The sequence below is a fragment of the Herbaspirillum robiniae genome (assembly GCF_002213415.1).
In the GTDB taxonomy this organism is placed as follows: Bacteria; Pseudomonadota; Gammaproteobacteria; order Burkholderiales; family Burkholderiaceae_D; genus Herbaspirillum; species Herbaspirillum robiniae.
In genome coordinates this window covers 380,412-394,532 of sequence record NZ_NJGU01000001.1, presented here as the reverse complement: position 1 = coordinate 394,532, position 14,121 = coordinate 380,412, and the positions used below count along the sequence as shown (strand labels likewise).

At 64.5% G+C, this 14,121-nt stretch carries 14 protein-coding genes; all 14 read left to right on the top strand.

The window, feature by feature from the left end; translation table 11 throughout:
- Positions 1-30 precede the first annotated feature (30 nt).
- On the top strand, positions 31-747 hold the full coding sequence (pyrH, locus tag CEJ42_RS01655) for a UMP kinase (RefSeq protein WP_079215129.1): 717 nt from the start codon (positions 31-33) through the stop codon (positions 745-747).
- 116 nt (positions 748-863) lie between these two features.
- Positions 864-1,424, top strand: coding sequence for a ribosome recycling factor (gene frr / locus CEJ42_RS01650; RefSeq protein ID WP_079215128.1), 561 nt, complete (start codon positions 864-866; stop codon positions 1,422-1,424).
- Positions 1,425-1,631: 207 nt separating this feature from the next.
- Entirely contained in the window at positions 1,632-2,390 is a 759-nt protein-coding gene (gene uppS / locus CEJ42_RS01645) for a polyprenyl diphosphate synthase (protein WP_079215127.1), read from the top strand.
- Positions 2,390-3,217 carry a phosphatidate cytidylyltransferase gene (locus tag CEJ42_RS01640; RefSeq protein ID WP_079215126.1) on the top strand — a complete coding sequence of 276 codons (828 nt, stop codon included), beginning with the start codon at positions 2,390-2,392 and terminating at the stop codon, positions 3,215-3,217. Before uppS ends, CEJ42_RS01640 begins: the two co-directional genes overlap by 1 nt.
- Positions 3,218-3,242: 25 nt before the next feature.
- Positions 3,243-4,415, top strand: coding sequence for a 1-deoxy-D-xylulose-5-phosphate reductoisomerase (gene ispC / locus CEJ42_RS01635; protein ID WP_088749854.1), 1,173 nt, complete (start codon positions 3,243-3,245; stop codon positions 4,413-4,415).
- A complete protein-coding gene (rseP, locus tag CEJ42_RS01630) occupies positions 4,412-5,785 on the top strand; it encodes an RIP metalloprotease RseP (RefSeq protein ID WP_079215124.1) in 1,374 nt (457 codons plus the stop codon). The genes ispC and rseP overlap by 4 nt, the downstream gene beginning before the upstream one ends.
- Positions 5,786-5,970: 185 nt before the next feature.
- The gene (bamA, locus tag CEJ42_RS01625; RefSeq protein ID WP_088749853.1) at positions 5,971-8,346 is read left to right on the top strand and encodes an outer membrane protein assembly factor BamA; all 2,376 of its coding nucleotides are present in this window, start codon (positions 5,971-5,973) and stop codon (positions 8,344-8,346) included.
- 38 nt (positions 8,347-8,384) lie between these two features.
- Positions 8,385-8,903 (top strand): OmpH/Skp family outer membrane protein, encoded by a 519-nt coding sequence (locus CEJ42_RS01620; RefSeq protein ID WP_079215122.1) that lies wholly within the window; start codon positions 8,385-8,387, stop codon positions 8,901-8,903.
- Positions 8,904-9,044: 141 nt separating this feature from the next.
- On the top strand, positions 9,045-10,103 hold the full coding sequence (gene lpxD, locus CEJ42_RS01615; RefSeq protein WP_088749852.1) for a UDP-3-O-(3-hydroxymyristoyl)glucosamine N-acyltransferase: 1,059 nt from the start codon (positions 9,045-9,047) through the stop codon (positions 10,101-10,103).
- Positions 10,096-10,563: a 3-hydroxyacyl-ACP dehydratase FabZ gene (fabZ, locus tag CEJ42_RS01610; RefSeq protein ID WP_079215120.1), complete on the top strand. Its 468-nt coding sequence runs from the start codon at positions 10,096-10,098 to the stop codon at positions 10,561-10,563. The genes lpxD and fabZ overlap by 8 nt, the downstream gene beginning before the upstream one ends.
- A gap of 129 nt (positions 10,564-10,692) precedes the next feature.
- Positions 10,693-11,481, top strand: coding sequence for an acyl-ACP--UDP-N-acetylglucosamine O-acyltransferase (lpxA, locus tag CEJ42_RS01605; protein ID WP_079215119.1), 789 nt, complete (start codon positions 10,693-10,695; stop codon positions 11,479-11,481).
- Positions 11,465-12,640, top strand: coding sequence for a lipid-A-disaccharide synthase (gene lpxB, locus CEJ42_RS01600; RefSeq protein ID WP_088749851.1), 1,176 nt, complete (start codon positions 11,465-11,467; stop codon positions 12,638-12,640). Before lpxA ends, lpxB begins: the two co-directional genes overlap by 17 nt.
- Positions 12,641-12,695: 55 nt before the next feature.
- Positions 12,696-13,331 (top strand): ribonuclease HII, encoded by a 636-nt coding sequence (gene rnhB, locus CEJ42_RS01595; protein WP_129587659.1) that lies wholly within the window; start codon positions 12,696-12,698, stop codon positions 13,329-13,331.
- Positions 13,328-14,119: a TrmH family RNA methyltransferase gene (locus tag CEJ42_RS01590; protein ID WP_088749849.1), complete on the top strand. Its 792-nt coding sequence runs from the start codon at positions 13,328-13,330 to the stop codon at positions 14,117-14,119. The genes rnhB and CEJ42_RS01590 overlap by 4 nt, the downstream gene beginning before the upstream one ends.
- The last annotated feature ends 2 nt before the right edge of the window (positions 14,120-14,121 follow it).

Here is a 14,121-nt window from a genome sequence, read left to right as displayed (position 1 = left end):
TCAAAATCGGATAGAACACGGAGCCCTGCAATGACAACACCTGCTTATAAGCGCGTACTCCTCAAACTTTCCGGCGAAGCACTGATGGGCGACGACGCCTACGGTATCAATCGCGCGACCATCGAACGCATGGTCGCGGATGTGGCAGAAATCAGCAAACTGGGCGTGGAACTGGCGATCGTGATCGGCGGCGGCAACATCTTCCGCGGCGTGGCGCCGGGCGCCCAGGGCATGGATCGCGCGACCGCCGACTACATGGGCATGCTGGCCACCGTCATGAACTCGCTGGCACTGGCCGACGCCATGCGCCAGGCCGGCCTGACCGCCCGCGTGATGTCGGCCATCGGCATCGAACAGGTGGTCGAGCCTTACGTGCGCCCGAAGGCGCTGCAGTACCTGGAAGAAGGCAAGATCGTGGTCTTCGCCGCCGGCACCGGCAACCCCTTCTTCACCACCGACACCGCCGCTGCGTTGCGCGGCTCGGAAATCGGCGCCCAGATCGTGCTCAAGGCCACCAAGGTGGACGGTGTCTACACCGCCGACCCGAAGAAGGATCCCTCGGCCACCCGCTACGCGTCGATCTCGTTCGACGAAGCCATCGCCAAGCACCTGCAGGTGATGGACGCCACCGCTTTCGCGCTGTGCCGCGACCAGAAGCTGCCGATCAAGGTCTTCTCGATCGTCAAGCCGGGCGCGCTCAAGAGCGTGGTGATGGGCGACGACGAGGGCACCCTGGTCCACGTCTGATCCATATTCGCAGAGGGAATCCGGCCATGGGCCGGTATTCCCGTTTACAATGCCCCCTTTCCGGGGCATTTGCATTCAAGACAAGCCAAGTTATTGCATCAAGTTAGGAGAGCAGCATGAGTGTCGCTGACGTCAAAAAGAACAGTGAACAGAAAATGAGCAAGTCGATCGAGCAGCTCAAGGCCAACCTGGCCAAGGTCCGCACCGGCCGCGCACACACCGGCCTGCTGGATCAAGTGATGGTCGACTATTACGGTTCCCCCACCGGCCTGTCGCAGGTAGCGAACCTGACCCTGGTCGATGCCCGTACCATCGGCGTGCAGCCGTACGAGAAGAAAATGGTCGCCGTCGTCGAAAAGGCGATCCGCGAGGCCGACCTGGGCCTGAACCCCGCCACCCACGGCGAACTGATCCGCGTGCCGATGCCGCCGCTGACCGAAGAGCGCCGCAAGGAGATGGTCAAGCTGGTCAAGGGCGAGGCGGAAGACGCCAAGATCGCGGTGCGCAACATCCGTCGCGAAGGCAACGAAACCCTGAAGAAGCTGGTCAAGGACAAGATCGCGTCGGAAGACGACGAGCGTCGCGGCCAGGACGATATCCAGAAGCTGACCGACAAGTTCGTCGCTGAAATCGACAAGCTGGTCGGCGACAAGGAAAAGGAAGTCATGACGGTGTGACGCCGTTCCTGCAGGGCCTGCGCGCGGCGGAGAATGGAGATTCCCGCCGCGCGGCACAGAATCAGAAAGAGAAGCAAATGTGCGGCGGGCAGCGCAAAAGCTGCCGGCAAAAGGGTAGGGATCTCATTGGCCGCCCGGTTTGTCAAAGTCCCGGCAGCCCGCTACCATGGTGCGGCTCGAAGCCATTAATGCACTAAATAATTTTTCATGAAGCATCAAAGCTCAACTCTTGCGGTTCCGGATATTTCCGCGGTTCCGCGTCATGTTGCCATCATCATGGACGGCAACGGACGTTGGGCAACCAAACGTTTCCTGCCGCGCGTGGCGGGCCATGCCAAGGGCGTGGACGCGGTGCGCGCCATCGTCGAGGCCTGCGCTGCGCGCGGCGTCGAATACCTGACCCTGTTCGCCTTCAGTTCCGAAAACTGGCGCCGTCCCGCCGACGAGGTGTCGGTGCTGATGCGCCTGTTCATGACCGTGCTGGAGCGCGAAGTCGGCAAGATGTCGGCCAATGGCATCCGCCTGAAGATCGTCGGCGACATGAGCCGCTTCGATCCCAAGCTGCAGGAGATGGCGACCAAGGCCGAGGCCCAGACCGCCGGCAATACGCGCCTGACGCTGACCGTGTGCGCCAACTACGGCGGCCGCTGGGACGTCATGCAGGCGGTCTCGAAGATGGCCCGGGCCAACCCCGGCGTGACCGACTTCTCGGAAGACCAGCTGGGGCCTTATCTGGCCATGGCCTATGCGCCCGAGCCGGACCTGTTCATCCGTACCGGCGGCGAGCAGCGCATCTCCAATTTCCTGCTGTGGCAGCTGGCGTACAGTGAGCTTTACTTCACCGACACCTTCTGGCCCGATTTCGACGCCAAGGCGCTCGACCTGGCCATTGCCTCGTACCAACAACGCGAGCGCCGATTCGGGCGCACCAGCGCGCAAGTGCTGGATCAGAAAAAGGCTTCCTGATGCTCAAGACGCGTGTCATCACGGCGTTGATCCTGCTGGCAATCCTGTTGCCGATCTTGTATTTCGATTATTTCCCGGCCTTCGCGATGGTGGTGCTGGTGTTCTTCGCGGCCGGCGCCTGGGAATGTTTCCGCCTGTTCAAGAGCCCGCGCCCGGCGGTGTGGGCGGTGCTGTGGACGCTGGCCTTTTGCGTGATCCTGTTCTTCAGCGGCTTGCCCAGCGTGCGCCCGCTGTACGTGCTGTGCGTGGTGCTGTGGGCGATACGGTTCGCGCCGGCGCTGGCGCTGGGCCTGCCCAGGGCGGAGGTGTTCGCCAACCGCCTGCTCAACGGCACCTACATGCTGTCCATCCTGGGCTGCTTCGTGGCCATCGTGGATCTGTTCCAGCGTTCGCCGCTGTACCTGCTGTCGGTGATGGCGGTGGTGTGGGTGGCCGATATCGGCGCCTATTTCGCCGGCAAGGGTTTCGGCCGCCACAAGCTGGCGCCCTCGATTTCCCCGGGTAAATCCTGGGAAGGCGCCATCGGCGGCTGGCTGGCGGTGCTGGTCATCTCGGCGGCGGTGGCCATGTCGGTCGGCCTGGGCGAGACCTTCGAGCTGCGCCTCTACAGCCGCTGGGGTTGGCTCGGCTTCGTCGGCGTGCTGACCGTGATGGTGGTCGCCAGCGTGGTCGGCGACCTGTTCGAGTCGCAGTTGAAGCGCCGCGCCGGCATGAAGGACAGCAGCAATCTGCTGCCCGGACACGGCGGCGTGCTCGATCGCATCGACGCGCTCATTCCGGTGCTGCCGCTGGCGGCACTGATCGATCTCTGGCTGGCGGCGCCCTGAGCCGCCGGCTTCCTCCGGAAATTCCATGCAGTCCATCAGCATTCTCGGCTCCACCGGTTCCATCGGCGTTTCCACGCTGGACGTGGTCGCCCGTCATCCCGACCGATATCGCGTCCATGCCCTGAGCGCCCATTCCCGCGTGGCCGAACTGGCGCAGCAGTGCGAGCGCTTTCGTCCCGAGGTGGCGGTGGTCGGCTCGGCCGCCGCAGCCGCGGAGCTTGAGTCGCTGCTGCGCGGCAAGGGCTTGCCCACGCAGGTCGCCTGCGGACCAGAGGCGCTGTGCGATATCGCCTCCGCCGACGGCTGCGACATGGTCATGGCCGCCATCGTCGGCGCAGCCGGCCTGGCGTCGACCTTGGCCGCTGCCCGCGCCGGCAAGAAGATCCTGCTGGCCAACAAGGAGGCGCTGGTCATTTCCGGCCAGTTGCTGATGGACGCGGTGGCCGCCAACGGCGCCGGCCTGCTGCCCATCGACAGCGAGCACAACGCGATTTTCCAGTGCCTGCCGCCGGGTTATACCCGTTCCATGCCGGCGCACGGCGTCGAAAAGATCCTGCTGACCGCCTCCGGCGGCCCGTTCCTCACGCGCGACGTCGCCACGCTCAATGAGGTCACGGTGGAGGAGGCGGTGGCCCACCCCAAATGGGTGATGGGGCGCAAGATTTCGGTCGACTCGGCCACCATGATGAACAAGGGGCTGGAGGTGATCGAGGCGCACTGGCTGTTTGGCGCGCCGGCCGACAAGATCGAGGTGGTGATCCATCCGCAGAGCGTGATCCACTCCATGGTGTCCTATGCCGACGGCTCGGTGCTGGCGCAGCTGGGCAATCCCGACATGCGCACCCCGATCGCCAATGCGCTGGCCTATCCGGAGCGCATCGCTTCCGGCGTGGCGCCGCTGGACCTGGCGCAGATCGCGCAGTTGTCGTTCAGTCAACCCGATTTCGGTCGTTTTCCCTGCCTGAAACTGGCGTATGATGCCTTGCGCGCCGGCGGCACGCTGGCCGCGATCCTGAACGCCGCCAACGAGGTTGCCGTGCAAGCCTTCCTTGATCGCCGCATTGGTTTCAGGATGATCGATCAATTGATACAACGCGTCATGTCCGCGATTCCCAACCGGCAAGCGGCCGATATCGGCGCCTTGCTGGAGCAGGATGCGCAGGCGCGCGCCCATGCCGAGGCCCTGATTTCACAATGACGCTGCTGCATACCCTGATCGCCTTCTTCGTCGCCCTCGGCACCCTGGTGGTGGTGCACGAGCTGGGGCACTATCTCGTGGCGCGCTGGTGCGGCGTGAAGGTGCTGCGCTTCTCGGTAGGGATGGGACGCGTGATCTGGTCGCGCCGCTTCGGCCGCGACCAGACCGAGTGGGCCTTGTCGATCCTGCCGCTGGGCGGCTACGTCAAGATGCTGGATGCGCGCGAGCAGGATTTGCAGGACATCGCCCCGGAAGACCTGAAGCGGGAGTTCACCCGGCAGTCGGTCTGGCGCCGCATCGCCATCGTGGCCGCCGGCCCGATCGCCAATTTCCTGCTGGCGATCCTGCTGTTTGCAGGACTTTACATGCATGGCGTGCCCGAGCCGGTGCCGGCCTTGCGCGGCGCCGAGCAGCAGAGCGCCGCCTACCAGGCCGGCCTGCGCGCCGGCGACCGCATCACCGCCATCAATGGCGAAGCGGTGCAGGTGTGGTCGGAAGTGCGCTGGAAACTCATGCAGTCGGTGCTGGCCAAGGCTGATGCCCGCATCGACGTCGAGCGACCCAACCCGAACGGGGCGGGCAAGCTGCTCAATACGGTCACGCTGCGCCTGGACGGCGTTTCCAGCAACGAGCTGGAAGGCGATTTCCTGGCCAAGCTGGGCCTGGGCCTGGCGCGCCCGCCCGCGGTCCTGGGCAAGATCATGGATGGCCCGGCCAAGGCGGCCGGCCTGCAGACCGGCGACCGGATCGTCGCCATCGACGGCGTGGCGGTGCGCGACGGCCTGGCGTTCGTCGAGAAGGTGCGCGAATCCGCCGGCAAGACCCTGCAGCTGCACGGCTTGCGCGGCCAGGCGACGTTTGACGTCGCGGTGGTGCCGGACAGCGTCGAGGACGGTGCTTCCGGCAAGCGCATCGGCCGCATCAAGGTCGAAGTGCCGCTGGCGCCGGAGATGGCGACCATCAGCGACGGCCCGCTGGAAGCGGTGTCCAAGGGCGCGCGGCGGACCTGGGACACCAGCGTGATGACCATCAAGATGATCGGCAAGATGATCGTCGGCCAGGTCTCCCTGAAGAACATCACCGGCCCCATCACCATCGCCGATTACGCCGGCCAGACCGCACGCGTGGGCCTGGTCAGCTATCTCAGCTTCCTGGCTTTCATCAGTATCAGCCTGGGAGTGATGAATCTCTTGCCAATCCCGGTTTTAGATGGCGGTCATTTGCTGTATTATGCGCTGGAGATTTTGACAGGGCGGCCCGTTTCCGAGCGGTTTGGGGAAATCGCGCAGCGCGCCGGCCTGGGGATACTGATGGCATTGATGCTCGTGGCTGCTTTCAACGACATCGTGCGTTTGATGTTCCAAGGATAGATCCGGCCTGATGCCCGGACCGCCGAAAAAGCGGTGCGGGCGAAATGACCGGATTTTTTACATTTGCCGGCCAACCCCGATGGCAGTTGTTAAGCAATTGGCAATGGACAGCGCGTCCGTTTTCAATTGCTTACCAGCATCTTGTCAGGCAGTGCCGCGGCGAACACACTGTTGATGAACGATAGATGAAATTACACCCTGCGCAATATCCCATCCCGACACTCTCCCGTCGCCTGATCGCCGCAGCCGCTTTCGCCCTGTGTTCCAGCCAAGCCATGGCGGTCACGCCGTTCGTGGTCAAGGACATCCGCGTCGAAGGCATCCAGCGTACCGAAGCCGGCACCGTCTTCAGCTACCTGCCGGTGCGCGTGGGCGATACCTTCAACGATGAAAAGGGCACCGCCGCCATCAAGGCGCTGTACGCCACCGGTTTCTTCCGCGACGTGCGCATCGAAGCCGAAGGCGACGTGCTGGTGGTGCAGGTGGTCGAGCGCCCGGCGATCGCCAGCGTCGACTTTTCCGGCATCAAGGAATTCGACAAGGAACAGCTGACCAAGGCCCTGAAGGAAATCGGCGTCGCCGAGTCCCGCATCTTCGACCGCTCGCAGGTCGATCGCGCCGAGCAGGAACTGAAGCGTCAATACCTGTCGCGCGGCCTGTACGGCGCCAAGGTGTCGACCACGGTGACCCCGGTCGAACGCAACCGCGTGGCCATCACCTTCACCGTCGACGAAGGCGAAGTCTCGCGCATCAAGCAGATCAACTTCGTCGGCAACAAGGTCTTCTCCGACAGCACGCTGCGCGACCAGATCAAGCTGACCACCCCGGGCTGGTTCACCTGGTACACCAAGGCCGACCAGTACTCCAAGGAAAAGCTGCAGGGCGATATCGAAACCCTGCGCTCCTACTACCTGGACCGCGGTTACCTGGAGATGCAGGTCGAGTCCACCCAGGTGTCGATCACCCCGGACAAGAAAGACATCTACATCACTGTCAACATCAAGGAAGGCGAGAAGTACACCGTCTCCGACATCAAGCTGGAAGGCGAGATGTTCGGCATGGAGCCCGAGCTGGCCAAGCTGATGCAGCTGAAGAAGGGCGACGTGTACTCCGGCTCCAAGCTGACCGACAGCACCAAGAAGATCGGTGAGCGCCTGGGCAACTTCGGCTATGCCTTCGCCAACGTCAACGCCAACCCGAACGTCGACCGCGAGAAGAAGGAAGTCGCCTTCACGGTCATGATCGACCCGGGCAAGCGCGTGTACGTGCGTCACATCAACATCGCTGGCAACACCAAGACCCGCGACGAAGTGATCCGCCGCGAATTCCGCCAGTTCGAGGACTCCTGGTACGACGGCGAGAAGATCAAGCTCTCGCGCGACCGCGTGGACCGCCTGGGCTACTTCAAGGAAGTCAACATCGAGACGCCGGAAGTGGCTGGCGCCAACGACCAGGTCGACGTCAACATGAAGGTCGAGGAAAAGCCGACCGGCAACATCATGATCGGCGCGGGTTTCTCGCAATCCGACAAGCTCAGCCTGACCGGCTCGATCTCGCAGGAAAACGCGTTCGGCAGCGGCAACACCGTGGGCATCGACATCAACACCAGCTCGCGCTACCGCACGATCTCGGTGTCGACCACCAACCCGTACTTCACCGACGACGGCATCAGCCGCACCTACGAAATCTACCTGCGTACCATCCGCCCGTCGGTGTACGCAACCGGTGATTACCGCGTCAAGACCCTGGGCGGCAGCGTCAAGTTCGGCGTGCCGTTCTCGGAACTGGACCGCGTGTTCTTCGGCGTGGGCATCGAAAACACCGACGTCAGCACCGACAACACCAGCCCGTCGCTGTATCGCCAGTACGTGCGCGACTTCGGCGGCGCCGGCGCGGCAGGTTGCGATGTGACCTCGACCACCAACAATTGCGGCATCGGCAGCGCCCGCACCACCAGCATCCCGCTGACCGTGGCGTGGCAGCGCGACGGCCGCGACAGCGCCCTGGTGCCGACCACCGGCCAGTTCATGCGCGCCAACCTCGAAGTGTCGTCGCTGGGCACGCTGAAGTACTATCGCGCCAGCTACCAGCACCAGTACTTCCAGCCCTTCTTCAGCAAGGCGGTGACGCTGGCGCTGAACGGCGAACTGGACTACGGCCGCGGCTTCGGCGGCAAGCCGTACCCGGTGTTCAAGAACTACTACGCCGGCGGCATCGGCACCGTGCGCGGCTACGAGGCTTCGTCGCTGGGCAGCCTGAAGGACCAGTACGGCGACTCCATGGGCGGCGCCTCTCGTTTCTACGCCAATGCGGAGTTACAATTCCCGTTCCCGGGCTCGGGCCAGGATCGTACGCTGCGCTGGTTCACCTTCTTTGACGGCGGCAACGTCTTCGCCGATGGCCAGAACATCAAGTTCAACGACCTGCGTTATTCGGCCGGTGTCGGTATCAGCTGGGTGTCGCCGATCGGTCCGTTGAAGCTGAGCTACGGCAAGCCGTTGAACCTGAAGGACGGCGACAAGTCTCAAACCTTCCAGTTCCAACTGGGTACCGGCTTCTAAAGCGGTCGTTATCGAATTTTGTAATACGGAGAGCAACCTTGAAGTTCATTACCAAATCATTCCTGTCCCTGCAGACCGTCGTGATGGCCGCCTGCCTGATGAGTGCCTCGGCCGTCCACGCACAGGAGAGCTCGAAGATCGCCTTCGTCAGCACCGAGCGCATCTTCCGTGAAGCCGTGCCGGCCAAGGCCGCCCAATCCAAGCTGGAAGCGGAATTCGCCAAGCGCGACCGCGAACTGCAAGACATGGCCGCGCGTCTGAAGACCCAGTCGGAAAAGCTGGACAAGGACGGCGCCGTGCTGTCCGACTCCGACCGCGCCAAGCGTCAGCGTGACCTGTCCGACCTGGACAAGGAATTCCAGCGCAAGCAGCGCGAGTTCCGCGAAGACCTGAACCAGCGCCGCAATGAAGAACTGGCCGTGGTTCTGGAGCGCACCAACAAGGTCATCCGCCAGATCGCCGAAGCCGAAAAGTACGATATCGTCTTCCAGGAAGCGGTCTACGCCAGCAAGCGTATCGACATCACCGACAAGGTGCTGAAAGAACTGGCGAAGTAATCGCCGTGCGACGATGCGGGCGCCGGGGCGGAAACGCCTCCGCGCCCGCATGCCGCTTGAAGGGCCGCCGTTTCGCGTGATGTGACGCGACGCGGCGGCGATTTGGCATTTGAAGCAACGCATATCAATCGGAAGGCCAAGATGAGCATCAGGCTGGCACAATTGGTCGAACGCTTGGGCGGGCAGCTGAAGGGCGATGCGAATCTGGAAGTCCAGGGCATCGCGCCGCTGGACGCCGCGGGTTCGGCGCATATCACCTTCCTTTCCAATCCCAAGTTCCGCGCCCAGGCAGACCAGACGCAGGCTGCCGCGCTGATCCTGTCCGAGGCGGACGACGCCCAGGTGCAGGTCTACGGCGGCGCGCGCATCGTCACAAAGAATCCCTACGCCTACTTCGCGCGTGCGGCCCAGCTGTTCCAGGCGCAGGCAGAGGTGGCGGTTCCGCCCGGCATCCATGCCAGCGCGGTGGTCGAGCCGGGCGCGACAGTGGCCGCCAGCGCGGTGATCGGCCCGCATGTCGTGATCGAGGCGGGCGCCGTCATCGGCGAGCGCGTGCGCATCGACGCCGGTAGTTTCGTCGGCCGCAATGCGCGCGTCGGCGACGACACCCATTTCCATGCCCGCGCCACGCTGCACCACGGCTGCCAGATCGGCGCCCGGGGCATCGTCCATTCCGGGGCGGTGATCGGCGCCGACGGCTTCGGTTTCGCCAATGAAGCCGGGCAGTGGATCAAGATCCCGCAGGTCGGCCGCGTGATGATCGGCGACGACGTCGAAGTCGGCGCCAACACCACGATCGATCGCGGCGCGCTGGCCGATACGGTGATCGAGGAGGGCGTCAAGCTCGACAACCAGATCCAGATCGCCCACAACTGCCACATCGGCGCGCACACCGCGATTGCGGCCTGCGCCGGCATCGCCGGCAGCGCGACGATTGGTAAATATTGCTCGATCGGCGGCGCCGCCATGATCCACGGGCACATCACCATCGTCGACCGGGTGCACGTCTCGGCCGGCACGCTGGCGCTGCGCTCGATCCTGGAACCCGGCCAGTACACCGGCTTCTATCCGATCACGGAGCATCGCGATTGGGAAAAATCCGCCGCATTGGTGCGCAATCTGGGCTCGATGCGTGAGAAAATCCGGGCGTTGGAAAAAACGCTGAAAACGCTTAACCCGAATCAAGAAGAGAATGAATAGCCTCGACATCAACCAAATCAAACAGTACCTGCCGCACCGCTATCCGCTGCTGCTGGTGGACCGTGTACTGGACTGGAGCCTGGAAGACAAGACGATCACCGCCATCAAGAACGTGACCGTCAACGAAGAGTTCTTCAACGGCCACTTCCCGCACGTGCCGGTCATGCCCGGCGTGCTGATGATCGAGGCGCTGGCGCAGACCGCCGCGCTGCTGTCCTTCCTGACCGAAGGCCGCAAGCCCGACGAGAACACCGTGGTCTATTTCGTGGGCATCGACAACGCGCGCTTCAAGCGTCCGGTCGGCCCCGGCGACCAGCTGAAGATGGACGTCAAGATCACCCGCGCCGCGCGCGGCATCTGGAAATACACCGCCGTGGCGTCCGTGGATGGCCAGGTCGCGGTCGAAGCCGACCTGATGTGCACCATGCGCAGCGTGGCCGACTCCAGCCAGAACGCCTGAGCCGGAACGCCGCAAGGCAGAGCATGCAGGCCCGGCCGGCGATCGACAAGCGATCGGCGCCGGGCCTGATTCATTGAATGTTGCCGCGTTTCCCGGATTCGGGATGCGCTTATCGAGTCAGAACACGCTATGTCGAAGATTCATCCAACCGCCGTCATCGCGCCCGGAGCCGAACTGGACGCCAGCGTCGAAGTCGGCGCCTACGCCGTCATCGGCGAGCATGTGCGCATCGGCGCGGGCACCCGCATCGGCCCGCATGTGGTCGTCGAAGGCCACACCACCATCGGCCGCGACAACGAGATTTTCCAGTTCGCCTCCATCGGCGCCGCTCCGCAGGACAAGAAGTACGCCGGCGAGCCGACCACCGTGGAAATCGGCGACCGCAATACCATCCGCGAATTCGTCACCTTCAACCGCGGCACGGTGCAGGATGCCGGCGCCACCCGCATCGGCAACGACAACTGGATCATGGCCTACGTCCACCTGGCGCACGACTGCCAGCTGGGCAACAACATCATCCTGGCCAACAACGCCACGCTGGCCGGCCACGTGCACCTGGGCGATCACGTCTTCCTGGGCGGCTTCACCACCGTGCACCAGTTCTGCCACATCGGCGCGCACGCGATGACCGCGTTCACGGCCGCCGTCAGCCAGGATGTGCCACCGTTCGTGACCGCCGCCGGCAATCGCGCGGTGCCGGCCGGCATCAACAGCGAAGGCCTGAAGCGCCGTGGCTTCACCAGCGAGCAGATCATGGAGATCAAGCGCGCCTACAAGGTGATCTATCGCTCCAACCTGCCGCTGGAAGAGGCCAAGCAGGAGCTGGCGCAGATGGAAGCCAAGTCGGCCCATTCCGCCGAATACATCCGCCTGCTGCGCGAATTCATCGAAGCCTCGGCCCGTGGCATCATCCGCTGACCTTGCTCGCAGGCAATCGATCGCGCTGGTCGCCGGCGAAAACTCGGGCGACCTGCTCGGCAGCCGCTTGCTGGCCGGCATCCGCGAACGCCTGCCGGAGGTGCGCTTGCACGGCATCGGCGGCGAGCACATGATGGCGCAAGGCTTCACCAGCGACTGGGCCATGGACAAGCTGACGGTGCGCGGGCTGTTCGAAGTGATCCCGCGCTACCGCGAGATCAAGGGCATCCAGAACGAGTTGCGCGACAGGTTGCTGGCGGATAGGCCGGACGTGTTCGTCGGCGTCGACTATCCCGGCTTCAATCTCGGGCTGGAAGAACAACTGCGCAAGGCCGGCATCCCGACCATGCATTTCATCGGGCCGCAGATCTGGGCCTGGCGCGGCTGGCGCATCAAGAAGATCGCGCGCGCGGTGTCGCACATGCTGGTGATCTTCCCGTTCGAAGAAAATATCTACCGCAATGCCGGCATTCCGGTGACCTATGTGGGCCACCCGCTGGCCGAAGTGATCCCGATGCAGCCGGATCTGCCCGCGGCAAGGGCGCGCCTGGGACTGGCCGCCGACAGGCGCGTGGTGGCCATCCTGCCGGGCAGCCGCATGGGCGAGCTCAAGCACAACGGCGAAGGCTTCCTCGCCGCGGCCCGCCTGCTGCGCAAGCGCGATCCGCAGCTGCAGTTCGTTGCGCCGATGGCCGGGGAGCGGCAGATGGCCTTCTTCCAGGAGCAGATCAGGCAGGGCGGATATGAGGACCTGGAACTGAAGCTCATCAGCGGCCAGTCGCATTGCGCGATGGAAGCGGCCGATGCGGTCCTGGTGGCGTCCGGCACCGCCTCGCTGGAGGTGGCGCTGTACAAGAAACCGATGGTGATCTCCTACAAGGTGGTGTGGGCCTCGTACCAGATCATGCGTCACATGGGCTACCAGCCGTGGATAGGCTTGCCCAATATCCTGGCGCGCGAGTTCCTGGTGCCCGAGCTGCTGCAGCACGACGCCACGCCGCAGGCGCTGGCCAACGCCATGTGGCACCAGCTGGAAGACCATGCGCACCAGCAGCGTCTGGTGCGCCGCTTCACCGACATGCATCATGCGCTGCTGCGCGACACCAGCCGCGAAAGCGCCAACGCCGTGTGCGAAGTGCTGGGCGCCCGCCGCAAGTAAGCTGCGCGCCCGCGTGGCCGCAAGAAGATTCAAGAGATACGAGAAGGAAACCGACATGCCCAAGGCGGCGCCCCAGACTTTGTCCCTGTTCGACTACGCCGGCGAGATCATCTGCGGCGTGGACGAGGCCGGCCGCGGCCCGCTGGCCGGCCCGGTGTTCGCCGCCGCGGTGATCCTCGACCCTTCGCGCCCGGTGAACGGCCTGCGCGACTCCAAGAAGCTCTCCGAGGCGGCGCGCGACAGCCTGGCGCTGGAGATCAAGGCCAATGCCCTGGCCTGGTCCATCGCCTCCTGCAGCGAACAGGAGATCGACGAGCTCAACATCCTGCACGCCAGCATGCTGGCCATGCGCCGCGCGGTGGAAGGCCTGGCCACGCAGCCGACGCTGGCGCTGATCGACGGCAACCGTTGCCCGGTGATGAGCATCCGCTCCGAAGCCATCGTCAAGGGCGACGACAAGGTGCCGGCCATCTCGGCCGCGTCCATCCTGGCCAAGACCGCGCGCGACGCCGCGCTGATGGTGCTGCACGACACCTATCCGCACTACGGATTCGACAGGCACAAGGGCTATCCCACCGCATTGCACCTGGAGATGCTGAGCCTGCACGGCGTGTCGCCGGTGCACCGGCGTTCATATGCGCCGGTCAAGGCACTGCTTCCCGTCGAACCCAAGCCGGGGCGCCGCGCATGAAGATCATCAGCTCCAAGGACAATCCGCAATTCAAGGACCTGAAGCAGCTCGCCGGCAGCAGCCAGGCGCGCCGCCGCGCCGGCCTCACGCTGCTGGACGGCGTGCACCTGGCGCAGGCGTGGCTGCAGCATCGCGGCGCGCCGCAGATGTGCATCGTGGCCGAGAGCGCGCTGCATCATCCCGAGGTTGCGCCCATCCTCGAACAATGCGAGCGCAGCCGCGTGCTGTGCCTGGGGTTGCCGGACAACCTCTACAACGCGGTCAGCCAGGTCGAGAACGGCGTGGGCCTGCTGCTGGTGGTGAGCACGCCCAACCCCAAGGCGCCGCAGGCGCTGGCCGAGTCGGCCGTGTTGCTGGACGGCCTGCAGGATCCGGGCAACCTGGGCTCGGTGCTGCGCAGCGCCGCCGCCGCCGGCATCGGCCAGGTGTTCTGTTCGGCGGGCACGGCCGCCGCGTGGTCGCCCAAGGTGCTGCGCGCCGGCATGGGCGCGCATTTCGTGCTGGACATCTTCGAGAACGCCGAACTGGAGCCGCTGTGCGCCGACAGCCGCATTCCGGTGCTGGCCACCAGTTCGCACGCGGCGCAGACCATCTACGACTGCGACCTGTCCGGCGCCGTCGCCTGGCTGTTCGGGCACGAGGGGCAGGGCGTGTCGCCGCACCTGCAGGAAGCGGCCTCGCATGAGGTCGTGATTCCGCACCTGGGCGAGATGGAGTCGCTCAACGTGGCGGCGGCGGCGGCGGTATGCTTCTTCGAGCAGGTCCGCCAGCGCACCGCCGGCCGTTGAAG

What these genes read in the sequence shown, in the direction of transcription:
- fabZ (WP_079215120.1), top strand. Translation starts at nt 10,096, where the DNA reads ATGAATAGCCTCGACATCAACCAAATCAAACAGTACCTGCCGCACCGC.
- uppS (WP_079215127.1), top strand. Translation starts at nt 1,632, where the DNA reads ATGAAGCATCAAAGCTCAACTCTTGCGGTTCCGGATATTTCCGCGGTT.
- rseP (WP_079215124.1), top strand. Translation starts at nt 4,412, where the DNA reads ATGACGCTGCTGCATACCCTGATCGCCTTCTTCGTCGCCCTCGGCACC.
- pyrH (WP_079215129.1), top strand. Translation starts at nt 31, where the DNA reads ATGACAACACCTGCTTATAAGCGCGTACTCCTCAAACTTTCCGGCGAA.
- rnhB (WP_129587659.1), top strand. Translation starts at nt 12,696, where the DNA reads ATGCCCAAGGCGGCGCCCCAGACTTTGTCCCTGTTCGACTACGCCGGC.
- CEJ42_RS01640 (WP_079215126.1), top strand. Translation starts at nt 2,390, where the DNA reads ATGCTCAAGACGCGTGTCATCACGGCGTTGATCCTGCTGGCAATCCTG.
- bamA (WP_088749853.1), top strand. Translation starts at nt 5,971, where the DNA reads ATGAAATTACACCCTGCGCAATATCCCATCCCGACACTCTCCCGTCGC.
- lpxA (WP_079215119.1), top strand. Translation starts at nt 10,693, where the DNA reads ATGTCGAAGATTCATCCAACCGCCGTCATCGCGCCCGGAGCCGAACTG.
- ispC (WP_088749854.1), top strand. Translation starts at nt 3,243, where the DNA reads ATGCAGTCCATCAGCATTCTCGGCTCCACCGGTTCCATCGGCGTTTCC.
- frr (WP_079215128.1), top strand. Translation starts at nt 864, where the DNA reads ATGAGTGTCGCTGACGTCAAAAAGAACAGTGAACAGAAAATGAGCAAG.
- lpxD (WP_088749852.1), top strand. Translation starts at nt 9,045, where the DNA reads ATGAGCATCAGGCTGGCACAATTGGTCGAACGCTTGGGCGGGCAGCTG.
- CEJ42_RS01590 (WP_088749849.1), top strand. Translation starts at nt 13,328, where the DNA reads ATGAAGATCATCAGCTCCAAGGACAATCCGCAATTCAAGGACCTGAAG.